The sequence below is a fragment of the Paenibacillus tianjinensis genome (assembly GCF_017086365.1).
GTDB classification, from domain to species: Bacteria; Bacillota; Bacilli; order Paenibacillales; family Paenibacillaceae; genus Paenibacillus_AQ; species Paenibacillus_AQ tianjinensis.
Window position 1 is genome coordinate 6080957 of sequence record NZ_CP070969.1, and the last position, 24887, is coordinate 6105843.

The 24887-nt window shown below is 53.6% G+C and carries 26 protein-coding genes; 10 read left to right on the top strand and 16 right to left on the bottom strand.

Annotation, left to right across the window (positions count from 1 at the left end; genetic code table 11):
* Nucleotides 1–4: 4 nt before the first annotated feature.
* From JRJ22_RS28145 to JRJ22_RS28155, 3 genes are all read right to left on the bottom strand, one after another.
* The gene (locus JRJ22_RS28145) at nucleotides 5–727 is read right to left on the bottom strand and encodes a hypothetical protein (protein WP_206102472.1); all 723 of its coding nucleotides are present in this window, start codon (nucleotides 725–727) and stop codon (nucleotides 5–7) included.
* Between the two features lie 225 nt (nucleotides 728–952).
* Nucleotides 953–1309 (bottom strand): nucleotide excision repair endonuclease, encoded by a 357-nt coding sequence (locus tag JRJ22_RS28150; protein ID WP_206102473.1) that lies wholly within the window; start codon nucleotides 1307–1309, stop codon nucleotides 953–955.
* Between the two features lie 232 nt (nucleotides 1310–1541).
* Complete coding sequence (locus JRJ22_RS28155) at nucleotides 1542–2102, bottom strand: TetR/AcrR family transcriptional regulator (protein ID WP_206102474.1); 561 nt, start codon at nucleotides 2100–2102, stop codon at nucleotides 1542–1544.
* A gap of 252 nt (nucleotides 2103–2354) precedes the next feature.
* Here JRJ22_RS28155 and JRJ22_RS28160 point away from each other — a divergent pair, with 252 nt between their 5' ends.
* Nucleotides 2355–3707 (top strand): GH1 family beta-glucosidase, encoded by a 1353-nt coding sequence (locus JRJ22_RS28160; protein WP_206102475.1) that lies wholly within the window; start codon nucleotides 2355–2357, stop codon nucleotides 3705–3707.
* Between the two features lie 11 nt (nucleotides 3708–3718).
* A complete protein-coding gene (locus JRJ22_RS28165) occupies nucleotides 3719–4030 on the top strand; it encodes a putative quinol monooxygenase (protein ID WP_206102476.1) in 312 nt (103 codons plus the stop codon).
* Nucleotides 4031–4057: 27 nt separating this feature from the next.
* Here the strand turns inward: JRJ22_RS28165 and JRJ22_RS28170 are convergent, their stop codons facing one another.
* From JRJ22_RS28170 to JRJ22_RS28200, 7 genes are all read right to left on the bottom strand, one after another.
* The gene (locus tag JRJ22_RS28170; RefSeq protein WP_206102477.1) at nucleotides 4058–4900 is read right to left on the bottom strand and encodes an EcsC family protein; all 843 of its coding nucleotides are present in this window, start codon (nucleotides 4898–4900) and stop codon (nucleotides 4058–4060) included.
* A gap of 148 nt (nucleotides 4901–5048) precedes the next feature.
* Nucleotides 5049–5330, bottom strand: coding sequence for a hypothetical protein (locus tag JRJ22_RS28175; protein ID WP_206102478.1), 282 nt, complete (start codon nucleotides 5328–5330; stop codon nucleotides 5049–5051).
* Between the two features lie 93 nt (nucleotides 5331–5423).
* Nucleotides 5424–6839 carry a hypothetical protein gene (locus JRJ22_RS28180; RefSeq protein WP_206102479.1) on the bottom strand — a complete coding sequence of 472 codons (1416 nt, stop codon included), beginning with the start codon at nucleotides 6837–6839 and terminating at the stop codon, nucleotides 5424–5426.
* A 180-nt stretch (nucleotides 6840–7019) separates the two neighbouring features.
* Nucleotides 7020–7811, bottom strand: coding sequence for a class I SAM-dependent methyltransferase (locus tag JRJ22_RS28185; protein WP_206102480.1), 792 nt, complete (start codon nucleotides 7809–7811; stop codon nucleotides 7020–7022).
* Between the two features lie 273 nt (nucleotides 7812–8084).
* Nucleotides 8085–10049: an FAD-dependent oxidoreductase gene (locus JRJ22_RS28190; protein ID WP_232380983.1), complete on the bottom strand. Its 1965-nt coding sequence runs from the start codon at nucleotides 10047–10049 to the stop codon at nucleotides 8085–8087.
* Between the two features lie 177 nt (nucleotides 10050–10226).
* Nucleotides 10227–11027: a MerR family transcriptional regulator gene (locus JRJ22_RS28195; protein WP_206102481.1), complete on the bottom strand. Its 801-nt coding sequence runs from the start codon at nucleotides 11025–11027 to the stop codon at nucleotides 10227–10229.
* A gap of 205 nt (nucleotides 11028–11232) precedes the next feature.
* Nucleotides 11233–11682, bottom strand: a complete 450-nt coding sequence (locus JRJ22_RS28200) for a YdeI/OmpD-associated family protein (protein ID WP_206102482.1) — start codon at nucleotides 11680–11682, stop codon at nucleotides 11233–11235.
* A 148-nt stretch (nucleotides 11683–11830) separates the two neighbouring features.
* Here JRJ22_RS28200 and JRJ22_RS28205 point away from each other — a divergent pair, with 148 nt between their 5' ends.
* Nucleotides 11831–12922, top strand: a complete 1092-nt coding sequence (locus tag JRJ22_RS28205; RefSeq protein ID WP_206102483.1) for a UvrB/UvrC motif-containing protein — start codon at nucleotides 11831–11833, stop codon at nucleotides 12920–12922.
* A gap of 118 nt (nucleotides 12923–13040) precedes the next feature.
* On the opposite strand, the gene JRJ22_RS28210 is transcribed toward JRJ22_RS28205, so the two are convergent.
* Entirely contained in the window at nucleotides 13041–13907 is an 867-nt protein-coding gene (locus JRJ22_RS28210) for an SDR family oxidoreductase (RefSeq protein ID WP_206102484.1), read from the bottom strand.
* A gap of 256 nt (nucleotides 13908–14163) precedes the next feature.
* Between JRJ22_RS28210 and nudC the strand changes: the two genes are divergently transcribed.
* On the top strand, nucleotides 14164–15006 hold the full coding sequence (gene nudC, locus JRJ22_RS28215) for an NAD(+) diphosphatase (protein WP_206102485.1): 843 nt from the start codon (nucleotides 14164–14166) through the stop codon (nucleotides 15004–15006).
* 52 nt (nucleotides 15007–15058) lie between these two features.
* Here nudC and JRJ22_RS28220 read toward each other — a convergent pair whose 3' ends face one another.
* Nucleotides 15059–15646 carry an NAD(P)H-dependent oxidoreductase gene (locus JRJ22_RS28220; RefSeq protein WP_206102486.1) on the bottom strand — a complete coding sequence of 196 codons (588 nt, stop codon included), beginning with the start codon at nucleotides 15644–15646 and terminating at the stop codon, nucleotides 15059–15061.
* Between the two features lie 119 nt (nucleotides 15647–15765).
* Here JRJ22_RS28220 and JRJ22_RS28225 point away from each other — a divergent pair, with 119 nt between their 5' ends.
* Both JRJ22_RS28225 and JRJ22_RS28230 read left to right on the top strand, forming a co-directional pair.
* Nucleotides 15766–16194 (top strand): MarR family winged helix-turn-helix transcriptional regulator, encoded by a 429-nt coding sequence (locus JRJ22_RS28225; RefSeq protein WP_206102487.1) that lies wholly within the window; start codon nucleotides 15766–15768, stop codon nucleotides 16192–16194.
* A 102-nt stretch (nucleotides 16195–16296) separates the two neighbouring features.
* Nucleotides 16297–17343 (top strand): C40 family peptidase, encoded by a 1047-nt coding sequence (locus tag JRJ22_RS28230; protein ID WP_206102488.1) that lies wholly within the window; start codon nucleotides 16297–16299, stop codon nucleotides 17341–17343.
* Nucleotides 17344–17469: 126 nt separating this feature from the next.
* On the opposite strand, the gene JRJ22_RS28235 is transcribed toward JRJ22_RS28230, so the two are convergent.
* Nucleotides 17470–19089 (bottom strand): S-layer homology domain-containing protein, encoded by a 1620-nt coding sequence (locus tag JRJ22_RS28235; RefSeq protein ID WP_232380984.1) that lies wholly within the window; start codon nucleotides 19087–19089, stop codon nucleotides 17470–17472.
* Nucleotides 19090–19252: 163 nt separating this feature from the next.
* Between JRJ22_RS28235 and JRJ22_RS28240 the strand changes: the two genes are divergently transcribed.
* Together JRJ22_RS28240 and JRJ22_RS28245 are read left to right on the top strand one after the other, a co-directional pair.
* Nucleotides 19253–20209 carry a catalase family peroxidase gene (locus tag JRJ22_RS28240; protein ID WP_206102489.1) on the top strand — a complete coding sequence of 319 codons (957 nt, stop codon included), beginning with the start codon at nucleotides 19253–19255 and terminating at the stop codon, nucleotides 20207–20209.
* A 27-nt stretch (nucleotides 20210–20236) separates the two neighbouring features.
* Entirely contained in the window at nucleotides 20237–21124 is an 888-nt protein-coding gene (locus tag JRJ22_RS28245; RefSeq protein ID WP_206102490.1) for a diacylglycerol/lipid kinase family protein, read from the top strand.
* Nucleotides 21125–21144: 20 nt separating this feature from the next.
* Here JRJ22_RS28245 and JRJ22_RS28250 read toward each other — a convergent pair whose 3' ends face one another.
* Together JRJ22_RS28250 and JRJ22_RS28255 are read right to left on the bottom strand one after the other, a co-directional pair.
* Entirely contained in the window at nucleotides 21145–21618 is a 474-nt protein-coding gene (locus tag JRJ22_RS28250) for a DinB family protein (protein WP_206102491.1), read from the bottom strand.
* 5 nt (nucleotides 21619–21623) lie between these two features.
* Nucleotides 21624–22166 (bottom strand): hypothetical protein, encoded by a 543-nt coding sequence (locus JRJ22_RS28255; protein ID WP_206102492.1) that lies wholly within the window; start codon nucleotides 22164–22166, stop codon nucleotides 21624–21626.
* A 98-nt stretch (nucleotides 22167–22264) separates the two neighbouring features.
* On the opposite strand from JRJ22_RS28255, the gene JRJ22_RS28260 reads away from it, so the two are divergent.
* Both JRJ22_RS28260 and JRJ22_RS28265 read left to right on the top strand, forming a co-directional pair.
* Nucleotides 22265–23179 (top strand): phosphatidate cytidylyltransferase, encoded by a 915-nt coding sequence (locus JRJ22_RS28260; protein WP_206102493.1) that lies wholly within the window; start codon nucleotides 22265–22267, stop codon nucleotides 23177–23179.
* Nucleotides 23180–23204: 25 nt separating this feature from the next.
* A complete protein-coding gene (locus JRJ22_RS28265) occupies nucleotides 23205–23600 on the top strand; it encodes a hypothetical protein (RefSeq protein ID WP_206102494.1) in 396 nt (131 codons plus the stop codon).
* A 92-nt stretch (nucleotides 23601–23692) separates the two neighbouring features.
* On the opposite strand, the gene JRJ22_RS28270 is transcribed toward JRJ22_RS28265, so the two are convergent.
* Nucleotides 23693–24883: an IS256 family transposase gene (locus JRJ22_RS28270; RefSeq protein ID WP_206102495.1), complete on the bottom strand. Its 1191-nt coding sequence runs from the start codon at nucleotides 24881–24883 to the stop codon at nucleotides 23693–23695.
* Nucleotides 24884–24887 lie beyond the last annotated feature (4 nt).

Here is a 24887-nt window from a genome sequence, read left to right on the forward strand (position 1 = left end):
GGCTCTAGGTATCCCCGTTTCCTTCATTACGCTCTGCAGCGGGCATGCTGCCGCCAAAAGGAACCGTCATCCGGTTCGTGAAATCGCTGATCATGCTGGAGAGGTAGGCTTTCTCCTGCCGGACCGTTTCGTACTTCTGTCTTAAATGGCTGTTTTCCGTTTCCAGCCTTCCGATCTTTTCTTCCAGCTCGTTCATCTTTTTCAGCTTTTCCGCATGGGCCTCGTTATGCTTCTGCACCAGATTGGCGTACTTTTGCTGCTCCAGATCAATCGTGCTCTTCAGTTCATCCATTTCGCCTGACAAGGACGCATGCAGCTCGCGGTAGTCCTCAAGCACCTGGTCGACCTTAAGATTCCTCTCCACCAGCTTCTGCTCAAGCTCCATAATGTTCTTTTCCCGGTCCTCAATCACCTTATTCAGGTTCTTCAGATCCTTATTCAGCCGCTCCACATGTCCGCTGGAATGGATCAGCCGGTCCTGCAGCTCATGATTATTGGACTCGGTATGCGCTCTGGCCTGGATCATTTGCTCCACGGCAAAGATCAGATCGAGCGATTTCTTGTCCAGCTGCGCCTTGCCTGTAGAGATCAGGCTGGCCGGACTTTCACTCTTCTCATAGCTGTTCAGGTCTTCCGGAGGGGCCTCCTCCACTTGCATCTTTGGAACCATGCCCGGCCTCAGCGTTTTATCCACCGCATCTCTTTTCTTGAAAAAAGGAGCAGCCATCTATAAATCACCTCATTATAATGTCAAAAAATGTCGAGCATATACGAGATTATTATAGTTGATTTGCCCGGTGTATAAGTGAGCCTTAATGTCTAACTTTGTTAAATATATCCTAAGGCCCAGTTTATCTGTGAAGGAAGGATTACCCAAGTCTTTGGAACGATTTATGAACACAAACACAGCAAAAAGCGCAGCCCCAAAGGACTACGCTTATGCATCAACAGCTTATTTATACAGTACTTTCTCTACATTGTATTTCGCCTTGAGCTTGTTCACGATGTACGTCTCATAAATCTCCCGGTCTACCGGATCTTCGACGAGGCAGACTTCGATCTTGGTGACCTCATCGCGGTGCCCCTTCATTACAGATACACTGTCTTCAAAATGCTTCTTAATCCGGGGTCTAAGCTTTCTGGCTTTGCCCACAAACAGCAGCTCATCCTGATCATTGTAGAACATGAAGATACCGCCGGCTTCCCGTGTGATCAGGTGAAAGTCCGTAAACCCGTAAATATGGCTTAGTACAGGGTTCTCCTGTTTGAATATGGTTACATCCGGTGCAGGAATTGTAATGCTGATCATTCGTGTTCACTTCCCTCTTATATATAGAAATAAATAGTATCACAGATCAAAGAGCCTGACTATTTCTATCTTCCGCCGGAAAGGTTGTTTTTAGTCCTCGGTTCACAAAGATTTCGCCTGCCGGTCCATAATGGAGCGGTTTTTTTATTGATTAATCACTATTTAAACCATGCTTCAGGGCCCTACACCCTGAAATTCAAGAATAACTGCTTACTCCCCGCTGCGCCGGGACCTATTCCAGCTTCAAATGCTTCGGCTTAAGCGAAGGCATTTCCAGCACCATTGCAATATTGCAGAGCATGCCGTTGGCCATAAAGGTGCTTACTTCCACTTCGGGATTCGTGATTCCGGCTGCTATAAACTTTCCTTCGACCAGACGGGTTACCTCCTGCATTCCTTTCTGCACCGCCTGGCGGATCGCGTCATCGCGGATGCCGAAGGCCTGCACCTGCAGCACAATCTCGCTCGGATGTGTCTCCATCAGCTGCTCATACACACGGATGGTTTCATTAAGCAGCTCCCCGGCCGGAGCCGTAACACTCTGAAAGCTGCGGATAATCCGCTCAAAAGCCCGGTCCAGCGCCGCCACAAACAGCTCCTCCTTGTTCTTGAACAGCTTGAAAATATAAGGCTGGGAAATCCCCACCTTCTCTGCCACCTGCGCCGTGGTCGCCCGGAAATAGCCGTGCTCCGCAAAAACTACAACCGCCGCCTCTAAAATCTGCTCCCGCCGATTCACGCTGGTTGCTTCTGCCGTCTTGAGCCGGGTCGTGCCTGACTGTCCGCTTGTCATGTCTGTGCCTCCTGCTCTTGTTATTTCGCTTAGTTATTGATCAGTCACTTTCTTAATTAGAAGTATACCCTTCTCCATATTAAATAATCAACCTCTTATTTAGTTTGCTCAAATAAGACCTTATCGTTTATTCCAAAAAATACTGTGGCGATCAAGGAGAAGGCAGCGCAGCTGTTGAATATAGAACCTTGAGATCTTCCTGCTAAAATGGGAAGAGACCGGATCAGAAGTCCAGTATAGGAGGAATTAGCAGTGAGTACGATTATTCAGTTTCCTGAAGATTTTGTCTGGGGCGTCTCCACCTCTGCCTATCAGATTGAAGGTTCCTTAGACAAGGATGGCCGCGGGCCAAGCATATGGGACGAGCTTGCCGCCATTCCCGGCCGTATTTATAACGGTGATGATGCCAGTGTGGCCTGCGACAGCTATGAGCGCTACGAGGAGGATATCCGGCTGATGAAGGAGCTGGGTGTCAAAGCCTACCGCTTCTCCGTCTCCTGGCCGCGCATTTATCCCACCGGCAGCGGTGAAGTGAATCCTAAAGGGATAGCGTATTACAAAAAACTCGTCGCGGCCCTTCTCGATAACGGCATTGAGCCCTTCTGCACGCTCTACCACTGGGAGCTGCCGCAGGCGCTGCAGGAGCAGGGCGGCTGGGAGAACCGGAAAACCATCGATGCTTTTGTCCAGTTTGCCGAAACCATGTTCCGGGAATTTGACGGCTTGATCAAGCACTGGATTACGTTTAACGAGCCTTGGTGCATCGCCATTAACGGCCATCTGCTGGGCAGACATGCGCCGGGTATCCAGAACTGGCAGTCGGCCATCCAGGTCGCTCACCATGTCCTGGTTGCGCACGGGGCTACGGTACGCAAGTTCCGGGAACTCGGGACGGCAGGTGTCATCGGCTATGCGCCGGACATTTACTGGTACGATCCGTTCTCGCAGAAGCAGGAGGATGTAGATGCGGCCTACCGTGCTTTTTCCATCTATACCTGGTTTGTTACGCCGGTCTTTACCGGCAAATATCCCGAGGCCATGGCGCAATGGTTCAAGACCAAAGGCGCTGAACCGGTGATTGAAGCAGGGGATATGGAGCTTATTTCGCAGAAGCTTGATTTCCTGGGCCTCAACTTCTACGGTGGAAACATCGTGCGGCACAAAGCGGGGAATAACTATCTGGACCTCGAGCATGTGGACATCGGCTACGACAAATCCGACAAGGGCTGGTTTATTTTCCCGGAAGGGCTGTATTTGACCTTAAACTGGCTTAAAGAGCTGTGCGGTCCGCTGCCGATCTATATTACGGAAAATGGCGCCTGTTACAATGACGAAGTGATTGACGGACGGGTGCCGGATGAGCGGAGAATCCGCTTTTTGCAGAGCCATATTACCGAGCTTGGCCGGGCCATCGACTCCGGAGTCAACGTTAAAGGGTATCTGACCTGGTCGCTGATTGACAATTTTGAATGGGCATTCGGCTACTCCTGCCGCTTCGGGCTGGTGCATGTCGATTTCCGTACCCAAAAACGGACACCAAAGGAAAGCTATTACTGGTACCAGAAGCTGATCCGCAAAAACTGGCTGGAAATCGAGAGCAGATAGGAGCGTGAACCATGAGTAAATTCGGAATGTATGCGAAATTCACCGCCAAACCGGGCCAGCGCGATACCCTGGCGGCCATTCTGCTGGAAAGTGCAGCTGCCGCCGAGGCTGTAGAAGAATGTGAACTGTACATTATCAATATCTCCGATACTGAGCCCGATATTCTCTGGGTAACAGAGGTGTGGAGCAGCCCGGATGCCCATGCAGCCTCACTCACCCTTGAAGACACCCAAGCTGCGATCCGGCGCGCCATGCCGCTGATTGCCGGTGTCGAGTCTACGAAGATCAAGCCAGTGGGCGGCAAAGGGCTGTTATTCGGTTAAATCCAGGAATACCCCTGGCTGGCCTGGCTATTCGCTGTCTAATTCGGCCAGCCGGGCCATAATTCTCCGTTTACGGTAGAGCATTTGTGCAGCCTCCGCCACATCCTCCAGCGCCTTGCGGTTGATGAATGCGCCGAAGAACATCCCGGCCACCGGAACGGTCTGCAGCAGCTTCTTCCAGCCCCAGTTGTCACGGTAGACGGTGATAACCTCGCGCCAGCCCTGGATGGAGGAGACGGCGGCATTTGCCCCGGCTGTTATATCTCCATCGCCTCCGGCCTGCAAATTCAGCTCCCGGAGAATCGTCCGCTTACCCACGATGTCCGAAGAGGCAAACTGCATCACCTTCACTGTAAAGATCCGCTCGGCTTTCTCTGTAGGATTATATCCGTAGCATAACCCGATCTCCTGAATGACCTTCAGCGACAGGCCCAGAACTGCAGGAATATCAGCTGCGAGCGTGAACACACCGCCGAAGCCGGTCGTTGCTCCCTGCGCCGTTGCCACATTGCGGCTGCTCTGGCTAAGCTTCTGTGCAGCGGCATCCATAACAGCCAGAGGGAACGGCCCCTTCTCCGGGGCTCCCGCAGCCTTGCTTGCAGCTTCCATCAGCAGTCCCACCTTGCGCCCGGCCACCAGATAATTGCCCCCGTTCTGAATATAGCTGCCCAGCTCATCCAGCAGCTTGCCCACCTTCTCGTGGATGACCTTCGGAGTGACCTTATCGAGCAGTTTGAACGGGAGCCGGGTGATCCGGTCCCAGATCATCAGTTTATTCTGTTCCTTTTCCCACTTGGCAATTCCAGCAAGCGCAGCCTGAAGCTCCTCCCGTGTTTCCAGATGTACGAATGTTTCCGCGGGTTCCAGCATATAATCGCCTCCTCATATCTCTTACTTCTATAACCCGAAACGGGCGGTTTGAATGCGGTTGTCCGCGTTTAGTTCAGGATTTAACCACAGGAAAAAGGCATTCCCGGCCATTGCCGGAAATGCCGAGACCCTGCTGCCCTATGACTGCCTAGTCTTCGAGCCGGTATGCTTGGTCTTGCAGACCGGCCAATCTTTCCTTTTCGTCAGCCAGCCGTTCTTCGGTCAGCTCCACACCACGTCTGCCGACCGAGCCCTCCGGGGCATGCCGTACAGCCTCCTCGGCATGCTCCAGACTATTCTCTGCCTGGGTAAGGGTCTGCTCATTCGGATGGCTCAGCGCCTGGGATACAGCATTATGCAGCTTCGTTACCGAGTCCTGCGCCTGATCCACTGTACTATTCGTGCGCAGACTGGATTCATAATGTTTCATACTAAGAACACTCTCCCTTCTCACGCTTTCGTTCTCCATTAGCATGGATAGGGAGAGCATTTCTTATGCACCGGAGCTTTGGGCAAGGAGCCCTTATACCAGGAACATGGCGACCACTGTCATCGCCGCGAGACCCAGCAGGACCGGCTTCAGATTGCGCCGGGCCAGTTCGAACGGGCTGACGCCGCAAATGGCGGCAGCCGGAATGAGTGCCCACGGAATCAGTGTGCCGCCGCCAACCCAGATGGCGGTCACCTGGCCAAGGGCAGTCAGCGTTGCGGCGCCGGAGTGAATCGCCGCCGCAAACATCTGGGCAATCGAGCCGGCCAGCGAGATGCCCGAGAAGCCGGAGCCGTCGAGACCGGTGATCGCCCCGATCACCGTCAGCGTTACGGCTCCGACCGCGCCGTTAAGCGGCACATGGTCCGCCAGGGCGACGCCCAGGTCGTTCACGATGCCGTGGGAACCGGCCGGCAGCGTGCTGCCGAACAGTTCGGTAAAGGCGGAATCACCGAGATAAAAGAAAGCGGCAATCGGAATTACCGGACCGAACACCTTGAAGCCGAACACAAACCCTTCGATCAGGTAAGAGGTAACCTTCTCCAGGCCCTGATTCCGGTGGGCCAGCAGTGTAATGACAATAAGAATGAACACAGCTGTTCCGCCGACAAGGGCAGTCGCATCGCCGCCCTGCAGGTTAAGGGCGAACATCCCTGCCAGATCCAGCAGGAACAGCAGCGGAATGGCGATCGCCAGCCCTTTTCTAAGATTCGCGCTCATGAACACCGGTGCTGTATCTTCCGCCTCAGCTGCTGTAAGCGGGCCTGCCCCGCCTTTGGAGGATACGAGTCCGTCTCTCCAGGTCCCGTTCTTCTGATCCCTGCGCATCATCCAGAAGGCGGAGACCGTAGTCACCAGGCCCATAACAATAACCAGCGGAATGCTCGCCTCCATCACACTGGATACCGGAAGACCGGCGGCATCCGCCGTCAGCTTCGGAGCTCCCTGGATAATATAATCCCCGGATAATGCCATGCCGTGGCCGAACAGGTTCATGGCCATCGCCGCGCCAAGCGCGGGCAGACCGACCCGCAGCGCTACCGGCAGCAGCACGGCACCGACCAGCGCAACTGCAGGCGAAGGCCAGAAGAAGAGCGACGTCACCATCATAATCAGCCCGATGCCCCAGTAGGCCATCGCCGGGGTGCGCAGGAAGCGGGTAAGCGGAGCGACCATCGCTTCATTGATGCCTGTGATAATCAGAATCCGGCTCATCGCCACAATGATGGAGATAATCATAATGGTGCCCAGCAGCTCCTTGGTCGCGTAGACAAAAGAGTTGAAGATCCCCGACACCGAACCGCTAAGCGTTTCTGTAGCCAGCAGCCCCAGGGTGAAGATCCCGGCCACACAGATCATGGTCGTGTCACGCCGCCGGATCAGCAGCGCCAGGATGAACACAATAAACACCAGATATACATAGTGGATCGCACCTAAATGGATGTCCATTATAGATAGCGCCTCCTTTCCTTTATAGCAAGATGGTGCTATATGCTATGCATCGGGTTAGGCGTTTGTTCGCGGAGTCCGGCGGGAAATGACAGTGTTCGTCAGCCTCATGAAAAGCGGTATTGGCTGGAGCAGCAGACAGCAAAAAACCACCCCGGCAAGCCGGAGTGGCGGTTTCTGTTAAGCTTTTATAGCGATGATATAAAACCTGTGCTCCATACTCCCGATATAACCTGTCTTCGCAAGCTGCTCCTGCAGCAGGCACAGCCGGTCATAACACTTCTCCACCGAGAAGCCGGGGAACTCCCATTCCATAATCTTTGCAAAGTACACCAGTGCCCCCACATCCTTGAACTTCAGCAAGGGAAAGGCTTCATCCGCCTGAACAATCGTAAATCCGCTGCTGCGCAGCTCATCGCTGACCTGCTCCACGTTGAAGGCTTCATCGACCGGTGCGGCTTCGTCCCCCAGCAGAAACTCCGATAAGGTGCGGTTGTTCCGTCCGCCCACCTGCTGGGTAACAAAGACCCCTCCAGGCTTCAATATCCGCTTTACCTCCTGAATGGAGAATGCCTCATGCCGGTTTATAATCAGCTCCATACTGTGGTCTTCAAACGGAAGGGAATCATCGCTAAACACCTGTCTCAGCTCGATTCCGTGCGGCGGGAACAGCTTCCTGCAGAGCTCCACATTGGGCGGATACGCCTCTGTAGCGTACGTACGTCCCGGCGGAGGCGAGAGCGACAGGAGAAATTCTCCTCCGCCTGTCCCCATATCCAGCAGGGCGCCCTCATTGTTGTTCATATATGTTCTAACTGCTGCTTCATAATCCCATGGCAGGCCGTCGTCCTCCATCCGCCCGGATAATGCAGAGAAATCCCATCCCTTGAAGGAACACCGTTCCTCCTGCAGCCAGCTTTGCTTCCATTCGCTGCTTCCTGTATCATGTCTTCTTAAATCGTCCGTTCCCATAACTATACCCCTCTCGCATGTGTATTGTAGTACGCTCTGCGGATAAGGTGCAGCTGAGATTTTCACCTGATAACCTGTTTATCGAAACGCCCGGCACTATCCTGTTATCAGATTAGTCTGGCCGCACCGGGCAGTTACCTCGCGCCATCACCATATGTATCAGCCTCACTTTTGGAATAGATGTAATACCTCTACATAGTAGCACGGGGACAGAGGAAAGAGGAAGCCTAACGGCTCCCCCTTCCTACCTGCTTCTGGCAGCAGCATAAAGTATTATTGTGCCATAGCGCCGGCTGCCGCATCCTCTCCGCCGAGACGTCCGGAGGTGAAGGAGTAGCCGATGCCGACACCGTTGCCGACATAAGTATCATTAAACAATACGCCTTCCGATTCCAGACCGACAGCGTACAAGCCCTTAATTGGCACCCGCTTGTCGTTCAGCACCTGGAACTTGGTGTTGACGAGTAATCCGCCGACCGAACCGAGATTGTTAATCTCAGCGATTACCGCGTAATAAGGTCCGCTCTCCCCCATCGGAAGCAGATATTCCTTGGCTTTGCCAAACTCGGTATCCACACCGGTCTTAGCCGCTTCCTGGTATTTAGTGAAGGCATCGGTAAATACAGCCGCATCCATGCCGGCATTTTGGGCCAATTCTTCAATGGTATTGCCTTTATAACCGTCCCCGTTAGCAACCATGGACTCGAATACTTTGTCGGCATCCTTCCAAGGGTTATCCAGCGTGAACTGATCAGCAAATGCTGCATAGAATTCCGGCGGCATTCCCGGCAGGGCAGGTGCTTTTACCCCTTTCATTCCTTTCGCCTGAAGGGCATCGATTTGCGATTGAGAGACGATAACCAAATGATAAGCCCCGTTAAAAGCACTGGTATTAGCTGCTGCTACAGCTGTAAGTGTCGCCGCTTCATCTCTGAATCTCGCCCCGGAAGGGCCGACGTTCATGAAATTAGGCAGGTAGGTGGTCATTAGCGGATAGCTGGCCTCAAACGGCTCATACTGGGTTTTCAGCTTCTCTGTAGATCTGGCCAGGGTCTGGTGCAGCATCTGCCCGCCGAAATTATCCGGAACCTTCGCGCCGGCATCCCATGACATCTTCAGGCCTTCGCCGATATTCTGGCCGAGTCCGCCGTTTACACCTTCGAAGCCGAAGGCCTCTTTGACCATCTCTTTGTTGGCGGCGTAACCGCCGGTTGCCATTACAATGCTTTTGCCGGTAATTTCAAGCGTTGTGCCGTCAGCCTTCTCAGCCACTACTCCGGTTACCTCGCCGTTTGCGCCTGTCATCAGCTTCTTGGCAGTCGTTTCGGTAATGACCTGTCCGCCGCCTTTTTCCACCGATTCCGCCAGCATTGCCCGCAGCAGTCCTTGACGCGTATCATAAGCCGGCAGCATATGCAGCTGTTCTCCGGCGAAATTAATGAAGGTCGTTGGATAGCCCTTTTTGGCCAGCCAGTCATAGGTATCTCCGGATTTCGTCACATACTGGCGTATAGCCGCCGCATCCACCCGCCAGTGGTTATTGGCGATCCAGTCGGAGATTTCCTTCTCGACGCTGATTTTTAGCCCGCTGCTGATTGCAGCTGAGGAATTATAGAACTTGCCTGCCCAGGACAGATTGCTTGCTCCGCCGATCGTAGCGGTTTTCTCTATAATAATAACCTTCGCACCTTTATCCGCAGCCGATACAGCCGCCGACACGCCGGAGGCTCCTGCCCCCACGACGACAACATCGGCCGAGAGCTGCTCTGTTTTACCCGCGCCTGCCTTGGCCACTTCACGTGATTTGAACGCCTCTACGTTACTGCCAGCCTGCTTAAGCGCATCTTCTACCGCAGCCAGAATGGCATTGCTGGACTCGGAAGCACCGCTGACCGCATCGACCGCCAGAGTCTGGCCGGCAATAATCTCGTCCTTAATCTTATTCATGGCCTCCACGCCGATGCCTGCAGTTTCACTCTGGCCCAGGACCTTGATATCCGTAATGGTCTGCGCGGCATCCAGTGTAACCTCTACCTGGACTTTGCCGTCTTTGCCGTCGGCTTCCGCCTTGTAGGTTCCCGCTTTGAAAGAAGCCGGTATCCCGCTGCTATCTGCCGTCCCCTGCGTAGCCTCAGGCGAAGCCGATGGCTGCTCTGAAGCTGCCGGTTCAGCAGAATTGCCGCTGCAGCCGCTGATGACTGCCAGGATCATAACGAGACATAGCAACAAAATGAACATTCTAGAATTGATTTGCTTGTGCACTTCTATTTCCCCCCATATGGTTTATGGCTAACCGTTTTCTCTGCTATAGGCCGCCTATGCCACCGAGTCTAAACCTTGGTGCAGCACCAAGGTCAATGAAATAGTTGTGAATTTTTTCTCAAAGTTTATCTGCCGTATACAGTCCGGGCCGGATTAAATCGGAATGTTGATCTCCAGATAGGATTTGTTCTCCCCTTCAACACGTTCCGTGAAAAGAATCTTGCCGTATATATCGCCAGTAACTGTATAACGGTGTTCCCCGGCGTAATCGAGCATAAACTGGAAGACCTTCTGCTCGATATATTCCTCATCAGAAGCGACGATAACCGCGGAGATACAGGTGCAGGGCGGAAGATACTCCACGCTGTCGTTCAAGCATACCCCAAGCTGCTCCTGATCCTCTTCAAGCAGCGCCAGGCCCCAGTTGTAATCAAACTCCCCGCTGCAGCTTTCCGAGTTCCGGATGCGGAAAGAATAGAAGGTGAACGGCAGCAGCTCCATCCAGGCCTGCACCGTTCTTTTGAGACAATCCTTCTGCAGCAGATGATTTTTGTCCGTCTGCCGGATCCGGTACATACCCGGCATCTGCTTAATCCGGCACTTGTAGAAGGATTCGCCGATGGCTTTAAGCTCCTTATGGATGTCATTAATTTTGCCTAGCAGCATCGTGCTCCGCCGGATTTCTGCTTCCAGTTGCAGCTGTGCGGCTGCGATAGACTCCACCACCCGCTCCGCCGGCGCTTCATTGATCAGCTCCGCTACTTCCTGCAGCGGAATCTGCATACTGCGGTACCAGCGGCTCGACAGCAGATTCCGGGCATCCAAATCATCGAAATAACGATAATTGTTATGATGATCCTTCATCGGTCTGACAATATCATGTTTCTCATACAGCCGCAGCGTATCCGCTGTGATTCCAAGAATTGACGCGAACTCCCCGATAGAATATTTCATATCAAAGCCCCCCAGCTCTGGCGAAACTCATGTATTCATCTTTTTAATGATAAGGGGTTCCGCCCGGTGCTTTTGTGGTCTTTATCACACAGCAGCGGCACTGGGATCTAAACCCGGCCGCTATTTGCCACCCGGCCAACGCAAAAAGCGATCCCGAAGGACCGCTTCACTAAAGGTTATTATTGGCGATTATTGGAGAATCGTCCTATTGGGAGCGGCCCTCACTCAAATTCAGAACCGCCTTGCCGATGCGCCGCTGCCGCGTTTCGGCAGTCTTAGCCTCTTCAATGGACAGCACGAACTGCTGCTTATTGCTGTATGATAACCCGTCGAAAAAGCTCCGGGCCGCCGGTTCCCGGTCAAGCGCCTCCGCAAAATCAGGCGGTACGGTCACTTCCCTCGGCTCGTTGTCGAGCACTATCTCTACCTCGATTTCCTCTCCGGCGCTAACGCCGGCGCCTTTGCGGTGGTCCGCACTAAGCGGAATCAGAAACTGCCCGCCCATAACAGCCACCGTGCTGGGATACGTATAGCCGCCAATCGTTACCTTGACCGCCGGCTTCTTGCTTGTGCCAAGGCTGGCTACTACCTCTGCCGGGACCGGTATCCCCGTTGCTGTCTTGCCGCCAAGTATTACAGTTGTCCGGAATTTCATCGGCCTACCCCCTATCAGGATGCCACTCTACACTCTACTTAGTACTCCCATTGTAGAGCGAAGCCTTATACTTTGCCAGTCGCCTGCGGGCACAAATCTCGTATATACTTAAATATACCAATGAACGCTATAAGCGGAGGTGACTCCTATGAATCTAACCGAAAAAGTGCAAAGCCTTCCCTTAACGCCAGGTGTCTATCTGATGAAGGACAGCCTCGGCCACATCATTTATGTCGGCAAGGCTAAGCAACTGCGGAAACGGGTGCAGTCTTATTTTTATAATAACAAAGGCCACTCTCCCAAGGTGGTGCAGCTCGTCCGCAATATCAGAGACCTTGAATACAGGCTGACCGATACGGAGTTTGAGGCCTTCATGCTGGAGTGCCAGCTCATTAAAGAAATCAAGCCGATGTACAATAAAAAAATGAAAAATCCGCTGGCCTACAGCTACATCTCCATCCGTGCGGATAGGACCGGGCGCCGCCAGATTGAAGTGGGCTATGATCCCGGCCCTCCCGGACAGCAGCTGCATTTCGGTCCCTATACGAGCAGGAGCACCGTCGAGCGGGCGGTACAAGGGATCAAAGAAAGCCAGCGGATTCTCTGCAGCAGCCCGCACACCGGGCATTCGCTCTGCCTCAACCACTCGCTTGGCCTCTGTATCGGAATGTGCGGCGGCGGCGAAGCACTTGATGCCTATAATACAATTATGGACCGGATCATCGCTCTCCTGGACGGAAGTGACAGGGGGATACTGAACGACCTGGAACAGCGCATGGATGAGGCGGCGGAGCGGTTTGATTTCGAGGCAGCCGCCAAATACCGCGATTATGCAGGAGCGGTTCAGGCGCTGCTTCAAAAGGAACAGGTCTCCAGGTTCACCGGAGAGAACAAAAACATCGCCGTACTGGAGCCGGTGGACGAGCATACCCTTAAACTGATCCTGATCAAAGGCGCAAAGATTCTCTTCCGCACCAAACTCGATGTGGGCGAGCCGGATATGAAACAGCTGCACCGCACGGTACTCGCAGCGGTCAACGGGCATTTCGCTGCTGCATCCTCTGAGTCGGCCACAGAGATCAGCCGCCATACGATTGATGAAGCCCAGATCATCTACAGCTATTTGAAGAGCAGCTCCGGCAGCTATCTGATTGTTCCGCAGGAATGGCTTGGCAAGAAGCCGGAGCCCTTGCTGGAGGAAGCTGTTCTCAGGCTTCTGGAGAATTATTTTGATCAATAGGAAAAAGAGGCAGCCCTCCGGTCATCAACCATGAGTGCAGCCTCTTTCGTGTTGCGGCCGGAGCTGGACGGATATATCCGGCTCTGGCCGCTTTTTATTGATGTGTGGCTGTGATGTCTTACGCCTTGGCACCATTCAGGATTGCACTTACACCCTCACTAAGCGGCGTAAGCGGACGCTGCAGCAGCTTCTCCAGGTCGCCGCTCTCGATGTCCAGTGCTCCTTCACGGATTGCGGCCTGGATGGCTACCACAATCGGCAACGCCGCTTCCGGCACACCCGCTCCAGCCATCACACTGGAATAAGTAGCATCATCCACCTGCTGCACCGGCACTTCCTTACCCAGCACGCTGCCGACAACCGCCGCCAGTTCTCCTTGGGTAGCCGGTTTGCCGGATAATTCGTAGACCGAATTCTGATGGCCTTCAGCAGAGAGAACAGCGGCCGCTGCCTCTGCATAATCACGGCGGGTTGCCCAGCCAACCTTGCCTTCTCCGGCGGATGTCAGCCAAGGTGCTCCAGCTGCAGCAGCCTGTATAGAGCCGGCCTCATTCTCCAGATACCAGTTGTTGCGCAGGAAGGAGTACGGAATGCCGGATTCACGAATGAACTGTTCGGTTGCTCGGTGTACCGGAGCGAGGAACAGGGAGCTGGAATCCGCATGCCCCACGCTGGTATAGACGATGAAGCCTACGCCTGCACGCACGGCAGCGTCTACAGCCGCCTTATGCTGGCGGATACGTGTATCATTGTCCCCGTCTGCCGAGACAATCAGCAGCCGTTCCACACCGGCAAATGCCGCATCCAAAGTCTCCGGCTGATCGAAATCCCCGTGGCGGACGTCAACGCCGCGGGCCCGCAGGCTGTCCGCCTTCTCCGGGTTTCTCACACTGGCGACAAGACTGCCGGCTGGTACAGATTTCAGCAAATTTTCCGCCACGATAGAACCAAATTGTCCAGTTGCTCCTGTTAATCCGATCTTCATCTCAAATTCCTCCGTTTAGAACTATTTATTTGTGCTGCCATGTATTTCATGATGTATTAAAGGATTCGCGCTTCCTGTAACTATTGTAGTTACAAGTGTACTGATTGTCAAATCCTTTGTTTCGTAATGCAAAAAGCGGCCCCGTCCATAGCCTGGAGAGCCCGCCGTCAGTCCATTTATTTGTTAGCCTTCCCGCATAGTGCTATTCTTAACAGCATACGAATACCATTACCGTTACTCAGAAAGGTTCTGTATTATGCCTAAACCAAGAGCATCTGTTTATCAGCGTTATCTTCCATCCGTTAATCCAGACCCGGAATACAGCGGATCTGCCTATTGGTTCATCACCCATTCCGGCAAGCTGCTGGTAACGGAAACTTCCGGACAGGCAGATATCCCGCAGCTGGAATCGCCGGATCAGCTTGCGGCCGCCCCCATCCGGACACTTTATCTTGGCCTGTTCGCCGGCACACCCTGCTTCGCGGCAGAGGTTCCGTCAGATATGCCTGAACCTGCAGGTATGGCCTTCCATCCTCTGCGCACCTTGTATGATGTGCTCGATGAGGATGTATTCCATCTGGCGGGAAGGGCCCTGCAGCTGCTGGCCTGGGATGAGACCCATCAATTCTGCGGCAAGTGCGGTACAGCAACCGTCCTCTCCGGAGCAGAGCATGCCAGGGTCTGCCCGGCATGCGGACAGGTCAGTTATCCGCGGATTGCACCTGCGGTCATAACCGCAATCCTGAAGGACGGCCAGATCCTGCTCGCCCATGCACCGCATTTCCAGAATAATATGTACGGGCTGATTGCCGGCTTCGTCGAGCCGGGCGAGACGCTTGAGGATTGTGTGCAGCGTGAAATCAGCGAGGAAGTGGGCATCAAGGTCAAGAACATCACTTATTTCGGCAGCCAGCAATGGCCCTTCCCCCATTCGCTGATGGTCGGCTTCCTGGCCGAATACGAGAGCGGGGAAATTACCGTAGACGGCCTGGAACTGGACCATGCCGCCTGGTTCACGCCGGACAATCTGCCGAATATTCCGCCATCCGTCAGTATTGCCCGCAAAATTATTGACTGGTACGTGGAGCAATATTCCTGACCTTCCGCAGGAGACACCGGCGGCCTGTAACCAACGCTTCCGCTTCAGCGGCTTAGCTTCTTACCGTCTTGAAATAGCGGTATACCTGCTGAAGCTTGCGTTCATGCTTGCCGCGCGGACTCTCCATGCTGCCGAACTCAAAAAACTTCACCTTGCGGATTCCGACATAGTTGAACAATGCTTTGCGCATCAGGATCTTGTGCGCATTACCCAGCCACAGCAGCGGATAATGCGCCGGTCCCTTCATGACGGAGATGCACACTACAGACTTCCCCTTCAGCAGCCCCTCCGGCAGTATCCCGCCCTTATCCCTGTAAGCGAAGCCTGAAGCAAACATCTGATCAATGTACCCCATGAGCATCGCCGGAGGCCGGCCCCACCAGATCGGATAGACCAGTACAATCCGGTCAGCCCAGATCAGCTGCTCCCTGTACTCGGCCAGCCTCGGATCGCTGTGCATATCTCTGCGGCGTTTCTGTTCATTAAACACCAGCACCGGATCAAAGCCCTCCTCATATAAATCCAGCACTTTAATTTCTGTAACTTCAGCATTTTCCCGGCTGCCCCGCAGCACTTCCTGTAAAAAAGCATAGCTGAGGCTCTGATGATTCGGATGAGTATAAATAACCAGTGTGTTCATGTCGACACCTCTTTACTTATCATTTGATAACCAAAGGGTAGCACACCTGGATTTTAGTTGTCAAATGATAATTGTTTTATGATAATTATTTTGCTATGGTGTCCTCTAGAGGTGATCCTATGGACAACAATACTTTATTTCAGAAATTCGTGACCTTCACCGCCGCCGTCCATCAAATAACCAGCGAACTATCCAAAGATGTGAAATCCGAGGCGCTAACGCCTTTGCAGTATAAAATTCTCGAATATATTGCGGTAAGCCAGCCGGTGACACTGAGTGAAATCAGCGATTGTATGCATATGTCTATGCCTAATACGAGCCGCGAGCTGAAGAAATTAACGGAGAAGCAGCTGTGCGAGCGGGTGACCGATCCCGGGGACCGGCGCAAGCAGGGCATCACGCTGTCCGCTGCAGGCCAACACATGATGAACGAAGCGTTCCGGCACATCGGAATCCGGTTCGCCGAGCGCACCGGGCATCTGAGCGAAGCCGAACGCCTAGAGATCGGGCGGGCGCTCGAGCTGCTACAGGAGAAAGTATTTTATTGACGGATTTAATCAGGCCGGACTACCATCATTTACCACAAAACCAATTCTCCTTGCCGGAGTTCAACTGTATAGAACGAATTCTATCAGCAAGGTGATGAACACATGATGAAACGCAATACCGTAATTCTCTCACTGCTAACCCTATCCCTATGCGGCTGTGGAGCTGCCTATGCAGATGCCCTGCCACAGGAGCAGGCAGCATCCGGGGTCATATCCGTCTACCTGGACGGCAAGCTGCTTCACACGGAGGTCCCGCCTCTGAACGAGGGCGGAACCGTACTCGTGCCGATGCGCGGGTTATTTGAGGCGCAGGGGGCATCTCTGGGCTGGAACAATACGGACAAAACCGTAACTGTCACCAAAGAAGACACTACGCTTACCTATCAGATGGGAGCCCCAGCCGCCGACCTGAACGGTCAAAGTATTGATGTGGCTGTTCCCGGCCAGCTCACGGGCGGTTCCGCGATGATCCCGCTGCGCTTCGTCAGCGAGGCCCTGGGAAATACCGTAGAGTGGGTTCCAAGCACCCAGTCCGTGGAGATCACATCCGCAGTCATTTATGAGACCTCGATCCTCCGGGGAGTGACACTGCGCAGTCAGCCGGATGCCGAGAGTAAGCCTGTTACTGCGGATTTACTCTCAGCAGGTACGAAGGTGCATGTAGTCAGTGTGGCCGATGCCCTCTGGCTGAAAGTAAAGACCGAGGACAATCAGACCGGATATATCTCGGCGAAGCCGAAATTTACCGACTACACCAGCGCCTCCCTTGCAGACAAGCAGGCCAAGGCCTTGATTGCCTACGGCAAGACCTTTTACGGTACCCCGTATGAATTTGGAGCCTCTCCTGATCAGACGGGTACCTTCGACTGTTCCTCATTCGTGAAGCGCGTATTCGGGGACATCCTGTCTATTGAGCTGCCCCGCGTATCCTATGATCAGGCCAAGGAAGGCAAGGAGGTCGGGCTGGACGAGCTCCTGCCGGGTGACCTGCTGTTCTTCAGCGCGCGCGGGCTGGACATCGGCCATGTAGCCATCTATGCCGGGAACAATCAGTTACTGCATACCTATTCCGCTAAGCTGGGCGTTCATATGGAAGCCTTTGACGGCCAGTGGAAGGACCGCTTTGTGACCGCCCGCAGAATTCTATAGTCCTACTGCAAAGAGCCCCTCAGAAGGTGCGGCCGGGGAACCGGCATCACGCTCTGAGGGGTTATTTGGGGTAAATTAAAGGCGCCCATACACGGGCGCCGTTATAAGTGCAGTATGCGATTCTTTTCAGAAGGAATAGCCGGCGAATTTCTCCGCATTGCTTATGCTGGTCCAAATATCAGGACTCTCCCCGCCTATATGCCAGTAGGCAATTCCCGCCAGCTTGTGCTTCACTGCGAGATTGTATTTTGCCGTAAGAGACCTTCCGTCCTCCAGCCAGAGAGTATGCTTCAGTGACTGCTTGGTATAACTGGCCACATATTGCCCCAGTGTGCTGTTCCATACAGGATGCAGTGAATAGCTGCTCAAGAGCTGGTTCTGCTGGGTTAGCGAAAGTTCAGCGGACGACGGAGTGATGCCATTCTGTTTGAGCGTCCAGTCACGGGTGTATAGAGGCATTGCCAAAATCACCTTTTCGGCGGGTACAGATTTCAGCAGTGTGCTTACCGCTTGCTGAACATAAGGCAGCGAAGCATTAGAGCCAGGATTCATACTTCCGCTATAATGCTCGTCATACCCCATCATTACCAGATAATCAGCCTGCCTGCCAAGTGTCGCATAATCAAAAGCCTCCGTCCAGTCTGTCCCGAGATCGGGCGACACATCCATCGACAGCACTGCGCCGAGCGCATGCAGCCTCCCGGCCAGCTGTGTAATAAAAGCGGTCAGCGAAGCCCGGTCTGCCGCTGCCACATTCTCAAAATCAATATTCAGCCCATCCAGGCCGTATGTACTGACTAATCCCGCCAGTTGATTAACCGCCGTATTCCTCGCTGCTGTACTGGACAGCATTTGATGTGTCGCCGCCTGATCAAACCGGTTACCGACCAGCGGCCACACCTGCTTGCCGTTCTTCTTCGCCCAGGCTACCAGTGAAGCCACCGTGGAATCCGGGACTACACCCGTACTCCCTACAAAATACCAGCGCGGAGATAAGGTGTTCACATTGGACTGCAGAATATTACTCTCATACTCCGCGGCCGTCTGGCCATACTGCCATCCCAGCACAATGTGAGGGTCCTTCGCAGACGCCAGCTCTGCCGTCCATTTCTCCTGCTGCAGTACGCGGTACAGAAGCACCGCCGTTTCCTGCCTTGTAATCGGGGCGGCCGGGCGGAAAGCGCCTGTTTCGTCGCCTTTCATCAAGCCTAAGCGGTTTACAGCTTCCACGGCACTTTCCGCCCAGACAGCGATGGTGCTTGCGTCGGTGAATACCGTTGCCCCGCCTGCTGTGCTCCCCGTTTGCTTGAACGCTTTGGTTAACCAGACGGCAGCCTCCTGGCGCGTTACCGGCTTCGCCGGTGCAAAGGTGGAAGCCGAGGTGCCGCCCGCCAGACCCAGCTGAACCGCTGCCTGTATCCAGCCGTAATACCATGCGCCCTTCCCGGTATCTGTATAGGGAGAGACCGGACTTGCCACAGGCTCAAGCTTCAGCAGCCGGCCGAGCATCATAATGAACTCCGCTCTCGTCACCTTACCCTCCGGCGAGAAGCTGGTCTCCGAAATGCCGGTTAATATCTTCCGGTTATACAAGTCTATGATCTCATTCTTGGCATAGCTGGCTGCTATATCTTCAAAGGGCAGCGTGTCCTCCGCGGAGACAGACCGGCCATACGGAATAAACAGCCCGGCTGCGCACAAGACGGCGGCTGCACCGGCTGCTAATCTTCCCACCATACTCTTCATGATATTAGTGAAGCCTCCTTCGGTGTTCAATTTGCCGAAAGTATACCAGAGACAGAGTCTATTATCATCGCAAAAATACTGGAAGGAAAAAGCCAGCGTTTAATTAAAAACCCGCGTGGTTATGAATGTGGATAGAGCAAAACTTTTAGGAGGTCATTCCATTATGAAGGATTCCGGTTCACCTGGCGGAATTCCCGCTGCTGCGGGCGGTTCCGGCCTCACCGCGCAAGCGGTAGATGCTATTGAGGATCTGTCCGGCGTCCATCCCGGCTACCGCCGTGCACATGCCAAGGGGATTTGCTGCCGTGCGGTCTTCCGCCCGAACGGACTTGCCGCCCCTTTCACTACTGCCGCACATCTTCAGGAACAGGAGGTAGAGGCGGTTGTCCGTTTCTCCGGCAGCTCTACCGATCCGGCACTGGCTGATCTCCTCTCCCCGGCCAAAGGGATGGCTGTACAGTTCAGCTTGCCGGATGGCAGCATTACGAATTTGGTCGGGGTGACGCTGCCGGTTTTTTTCGCCCGTACCCCTGAATCCTTTGTTGACATCGTACGTTCCGTACATCGTGCCCGCGCAGGTAATCTGCGCCCACTGGAGCTGGTTAAGGAGATTTCGGCCCACTTCACCGAAAGTAAGGCGAGCTTCCTTGCCCTCAAAAAGCTGCAGCCGCCGGCCAGCTATGCCGAGTCTCATTATTACTGCATTCATACTTACTTCTTCGTGGATGCTGAGGGGAACAAGCGGCCGGTGAAATTCGAATGGACCCCGGTTACCGGAGTCCGTGCCCTGTCCCTGGAGGATGCCTCACAGCAGCCGGACCATTATCTGGAGGATGAGCTGGTGCTGCGCCTGCAGGATGAGTCCCCCGTGTTTCAGCTGGCCGTTATTTTTGGTGAAGAGGACGACCCAACCGATGATCCGACCCATGCCTGGCCCGACGAGCGGAGGCGGATCGAAATCGGGAACCTGCACCTTACAGAAATTGTAGACGAGCCGGACGGGCTGCTGATGGACCCGGCCGTAGTTCCTGCCGGCATAGCCTTGTCTGAGGATCCTATCCTTCATTTCCGCCACAGCGCCTACGGGGAATCCTTCCGCAGGCGGCGTGAAGAACACTAATCTGAGCACGAGAGGACGAGGTTACCGATGGAGCAAGCAATGATTATTATCAATCCTACTTCCGGTAAAGAAGAAGGACCCGCATATATCACCATGGTGGAAGAGATTCTGACTGCGCAGGGGTACGAAATTACCGTTAATGAGACGCAAAAGGCGGGGGATGCAACGTCATTCTGCATCGCGGCATGTGAAGAGGGCTATGAACTGGTGGTTTCAATAGGCGGAGATGGTACACTGCACGAGGTGATCAACGGGCTGGGCGGCCAGCCGCACCGCCCGAAGCTGGGGATTATCCCGCTTGGAACAGTTAATGATTTCGCCCGGGCCATCGGGCTTCCCCTGGTTCCAGAGGAAGCGATTAAGGCGCTCGCCTCCTCCAGCACCCGTGCAGTGGATGCCGGCCGGTTAAATGACCGCTTATTCATCAATGTGGTGGCCGCCGGAGCTATTGCTGAATCGGTCTCTTCTGTATCTTCGGAGGATAAGTCGAAGCTGGGGGCACTGGCTTATTTCAAGGAGGGGATTAAGGAGCTGACAGGCAATACCGCTCATCGCCTGAGCATCACCCATGACGGTGAAGTCTGGGAAGGGGACTCTCCGCTGTTTATTGCCGCCTTAACGAATTCGGTCGGAGGCTTCGAACGGCTGGCACCCGGTGCCGCTGTTGACGACGGCCTGATCCACTGCTTCATCCTCAAAGACCTCACGATCCTGAGCACCCTGACCGTCAGCCTCTCCCTCCTGCTCGGCAACCTTAATCATCATAAGGATGTAATTTACTTTACGGCCCGCAGCGTAACCGTGGAATCGTCTGACATTATGCGGACCAATGTTGACGGTGAAGAAGGGCCGGCGCTGCCGATCCGGCTCAGCCTGCTTCCCCGTTATATCGAGGTCATCGTACCAGAGCCCTAATCCTCCGGCTTGCCAAGTATTCAGGCTAAGTGTCTCCGCAGCTTGCGGATATAGACGATCTGACCGATATGATAAGCATTATGCGTCGCTGCATTACTGATGATCTCCCACCACCGGGCCGGCTCAGGGAAGCCGGTCACCTGTGCTTCCAGGCTGTCTTCCGCAAGGATGGCCTGCCATCGCAGCAGCACCTCCAGCAGAGCTGTGCTCAACTCACTGTAAGAGGAGTTCTCCGGCAGAATAAAGCTGTCGTTGTTGTCTCCGATCGGCGGCACCGCATCCACCCGGCCTTCGGTATACCGGATCTGCCAGGTTTCATTCCAATACCGTAAATGCTGCGTCAGCTCTGCAATACTGTTACTGTCATCTCCCGGCTTCCAAAAGGCCTCCTCTTCCGTAATCCCCTGAACCGCCTGCATGAACGGCAGGTGCCAGCTGGGATCATTGGCACCCGCGAGCAATTGATTAGCCAGCACCTCTTTGGCATGAACCATGGTTCTCACTCCTCCGGCTTATATTCACTTAATTTCCCTTGATAGATTAATTCCAGCCTTCCGCTCTGGCGGAAATCATCCGGCGTCACGAGCGCAGGCAGCTTATTCCACAGCTTAATTCCGGAACGGTCCAGTATTTCCGCAACGAATTGCGAGCAAAAGTAAGAGTTGCTGAATTCAACCGGCTCTTTCAGCGCGATGCCGATTACACCGAGAATGTTGTACAGGTACTTCTGCTGGCTGCGGATAAAAATATGCAGGACCCGCTTCATTTTCTCCACTTCACGCTCCGTGACTTGAAGCTTGTAGATGACACAGGTCGTATTCGGATATTTGCTGTAGGTGCCTGTCTGAATATCCTCCTTCACAAAGCCCCCGTTCAGGGGATTGCTGGGATGCTTTCTCCCGAAGCTGTACATCTCTGACAGATCACGGGTAAATGAGATTGAGGCATGGTTATACGGGGCCTTCGTGTAGCCCTGAATGAGCCTGGTAAACAGTGTGCCTGTATTCGTAAGCAAAATAAAGACCGATTGATCACCTGTCATTTTACAAATTTTCCCCTTATCATGTTCGGAGTTTTCCTCCATAATAACATATGATTCCTTTAATGGAATCCTATCCTGCAACAGGCTGGTGATTGCTGGTGAACAGCTCCTTATTCACGCTACTCCTTATTTTTGCCGGCCTATCGGCCGTCCATCTGATTTATCTGGCCGTGAGCAGACTTCAGAAGGACAAGGACTATACGGGCATCGGCTTCCGCATCAAAACCTGGTGGGGCATGCTGTTTATTTTCTGCCTGGCAACTCTCTTTAATTCCGTAGTTTCCCTGCTCTCTCTGATGGTGCTCTGCTTCTTCGCGCTAAAAGAATACTTCTCTATGATCCGCACGCGGAAGGCCGACCGCAGACTGTTCCTGTGGGCTTATCTGGCTATCCCGCTGCAGTTCTACTGGATTTATATCGAGTGGTACGGGATGTTTATCGTCTTTATTCCGGTCTATGTCTTCCTGCTCCTGCCGCTTCCCCGGCTCCTTAACAAAGGAACACTCGGCTTTCTGCGCAGCGTCAGCTCCACCCAGTGGGGGATGATGCTGATGGTGTTCGGGCTTAGCCATCTGGCCTATTTCCAGTTTGCCACCCCGGAATATGGAGCAGGACTGGTACTGTTTCTGGTGGTGCTCACCCAGCTGAATGATGTGGTTCACTATCTGGCGTCGCTCTATTTCGGCAAACACAAGGTGGTCCCGACCGCCAATCCAAATCTCACCTGGGAAGGCTTTATCTGCGGGTTTGCAGCAACGACAGCCGTGTCCTATCTCATCTATCCCTACCTGACACCACTCACTCCGCTGTTCGGACTGCTGTCCGGGATGCTGATCAGCCTGAGCGGCTACTTCGGCAGCTTAACCGTCTCCGTCCTGAAGCGTGACCTGCTGATCGGTGACGACGACAAGTTCGCCGCACTCCAAAAAAGCTATCTGAGCCGGGTCGACAGCCTGGCATATACCTCGCCGATCTTCTTCCATGTGATCCGGTATTTTTTCGACTTCATGTAACCTGACTGGTGGACAGCGGGCTCCCTTGGGTTACCGTTGCCTGCTTTCGGCAAATTCAACGGTACTTATACCGTTCATTTCATCCCGTTGCCTGCTTTCGGAGGATTCAACGGTACTTATACCGTTCATTTCATCCCGTTGCCTGCTTTCGGAGGATTCAACGGTATTTATACCGTTCATTTCGCACCGTTGCCCCGCTTTCGCCGGATTCAACGGTACTTATACCGTTCATTTCGCACCGTTGCCCGCTTTCGGCGGATTCAACGGTATTTATACCGTTCATTTCGCACCGTTGCCCACTTTCGGCGGATTCAACGGTATTTATACCGTTGATCTCGCACCGCCGGCCGCTTTCGGCAAATTCAACGGTATTTATACCGTTGATCTCGCACCGCCGGGTAGCGTCAAGAAGTTTGTGTAAGAGAGCAGAATGTAACTTCTCGGGTGTTCGTTGGTAAGTGCAGATGTTCTTTGGCGCGGGGGGACCCGCCCCAAAGAACAAGGGATTTTGAGTTACTTCTCTTGCTCTGCCTGCGCTGAATATCGCGCTTCAAACATCTCATTTAGTTTCTTCTTTACTTCCAGATCGCCGAAGCCGCGAATGACCCGTTCGCTAAAACGTTCGTTGTAATCGATGACGTCCAGGTAGACAATTTTCTCTGCCGCATCCATATTCGTGAGGCTGTTCATCGGCTTCAGGCGTTTTCGAATTTCCTTGTTCATTCGTTCAATCGGATTGGATGTGTAGATGGCTTCTTTTATGAGCACGGGATACTTGTAAAAGGTCAGCAGCGTCGGTAACTGTTCTTCCCAGGACCGCATTTCTTTCGGGTAGAGCTTGCCCCATTTGGCCTTCACCGTGTCAAACGCAGCCCGGGCCAGATCATGGTCTGCAGCCGTGTAGATGGTCTTCAGATCTTCAATGACTTCCGTTTTGTGCTGAACTCGAATTTTCGGAAAGGTCGAACGCACTTTGTGGACGATACAATGCTGCACATCCGCCTTCGGATAGGTTTCACGAAACGCTGCATCGAGTCCCGGCAGCCCATCAAATACGCCCAGCAAGACTGCCTGGACACCACGGTTGTAAAGGTCTTTCAGCACCTCACGCCAGCCGTTTGCGCTCTCCTGGCCGCCTACGTAAAAGCCAAGGATCTGCCGGTGACCCTCTTCGTCGATACCCATGGCGAAATAAACGACTTCTCCGCTCACGGTGCTGCGCTTGAGCTTCACATATAGGCCGTCCAGGTAGATCACGGAGTAGCGTTTGTTTAACGGGCGTTTCTGCCACTGATGAATGTCGTCAAGTACCGTAGCTGTAATGTTGCTGACGGTGGTGGGTGAGTAGTGGCTGCCGAACATACTTTCAATGAACCGGGCCACATCTCGCGTTCCCATGCCACTTTTGTACATCTGGATGACAGCCTCCTCCAGCCATCCGTCCCGCCGCTGGTAGGGCTCGAACAACTGCGTTTGGAAAGCTCCCTGACGGTCCCTAGGAACGGCCAGATCCTCAACATTACCGTATTTCGTGTGCAGATCCCGGGTGTAGTATCCGTTACGGCTGTTGTGATTCCCTGCCTCATCACTGGTCATGAATTGCTGGATTTCCGCTTTCATAATGGACTCCAGATTATCTTTTACAAACTGGGTGACAAGATTTTCAAATAGATTATTTAACATGTTTTCGGGTAGAATAGTCATCGAG

Bases quoted from the DNA above. Each gene is read 5' to 3' on its own strand.
- JRJ22_RS28145 (WP_206102472.1), bottom strand. From the start codon at position 727: ATGGCTGCTCCTTTTTTCAAGAAAAGAGATGCGGTGGATAAAACGCTG.
- JRJ22_RS28150 (WP_206102473.1), bottom strand. From the start codon at position 1,309: ATGATCAGCATTACAATTCCTGCACCGGATGTAACCATATTCAAACAG.
- JRJ22_RS28155 (WP_206102474.1), bottom strand. From the start codon at position 2,102: ATGACAAGCGGACAGTCAGGCACGACCCGGCTCAAGACGGCAGAAGCA.
- JRJ22_RS28165 (WP_206102476.1), top strand. From the start codon at position 3,719: ATGAGTAAATTCGGAATGTATGCGAAATTCACCGCCAAACCGGGCCAG.
- JRJ22_RS28170 (WP_206102477.1), bottom strand. From the start codon at position 4,900: ATGCTGGAACCCGCGGAAACATTCGTACATCTGGAAACACGGGAGGAG.
- JRJ22_RS28175 (WP_206102478.1), bottom strand. From the start codon at position 5,330: ATGAAACATTATGAATCCAGTCTGCGCACGAATAGTACAGTGGATCAG.
- JRJ22_RS28180 (WP_206102479.1), bottom strand. From the start codon at position 6,839: ATGGACATCCATTTAGGTGCGATCCACTATGTATATCTGGTGTTTATT.
- JRJ22_RS28185 (WP_206102480.1), bottom strand. From the start codon at position 7,811: ATGGGAACGGACGATTTAAGAAGACATGATACAGGAAGCAGCGAATGG.
- JRJ22_RS28190 (WP_232380983.1), bottom strand. From the start codon at position 10,049: ATGTTCATTTTGTTGCTATGTCTCGTTATGATCCTGGCAGTCATCAGC.
- JRJ22_RS28195 (WP_206102481.1), bottom strand. From the start codon at position 11,027: ATGAAATATTCTATCGGGGAGTTCGCGTCAATTCTTGGAATCACAGCG.
- JRJ22_RS28200 (WP_206102482.1), bottom strand. From the start codon at position 11,682: ATGAAATTCCGGACAACTGTAATACTTGGCGGCAAGACAGCAACGGGG.
- JRJ22_RS28205 (WP_206102483.1), top strand. From the start codon at position 11,831: ATGAATCTAACCGAAAAAGTGCAAAGCCTTCCCTTAACGCCAGGTGTC.
- JRJ22_RS28210 (WP_206102484.1), bottom strand. From the start codon at position 13,907: ATGAAGATCGGATTAACAGGAGCAACTGGACAATTTGGTTCTATCGTG.
- nudC (WP_206102485.1), top strand. From the start codon at position 14,164: ATGCCTAAACCAAGAGCATCTGTTTATCAGCGTTATCTTCCATCCGTT.
- JRJ22_RS28220 (WP_206102486.1), bottom strand. From the start codon at position 15,646: ATGAACACACTGGTTATTTATACTCATCCGAATCATCAGAGCCTCAGC.
- JRJ22_RS28225 (WP_206102487.1), top strand. From the start codon at position 15,766: ATGGACAACAATACTTTATTTCAGAAATTCGTGACCTTCACCGCCGCC.
- JRJ22_RS28230 (WP_206102488.1), top strand. From the start codon at position 16,297: ATGATGAAACGCAATACCGTAATTCTCTCACTGCTAACCCTATCCCTA.
- JRJ22_RS28235 (WP_232380984.1), bottom strand. From the start codon at position 19,089: ATGAAGAGTATGGTGGGAAGATTAGCAGCCGGTGCAGCCGCCGTCTTG.
- JRJ22_RS28240 (WP_206102489.1), top strand. From the start codon at position 19,253: ATGAAGGATTCCGGTTCACCTGGCGGAATTCCCGCTGCTGCGGGCGGT.
- JRJ22_RS28245 (WP_206102490.1), top strand. From the start codon at position 20,237: ATGGAGCAAGCAATGATTATTATCAATCCTACTTCCGGTAAAGAAGAA.
- JRJ22_RS28250 (WP_206102491.1), bottom strand. From the start codon at position 21,618: ATGGTTCATGCCAAAGAGGTGCTGGCTAATCAATTGCTCGCGGGTGCC.
- JRJ22_RS28255 (WP_206102492.1), bottom strand. From the start codon at position 22,166: ATGACAGGTGATCAATCGGTCTTTATTTTGCTTACGAATACAGGCACA.
- JRJ22_RS28270 (WP_206102495.1), bottom strand. From the start codon at position 24,883: ATGACTATTCTACCCGAAAACATGTTAAATAATCTATTTGAAAATCTT.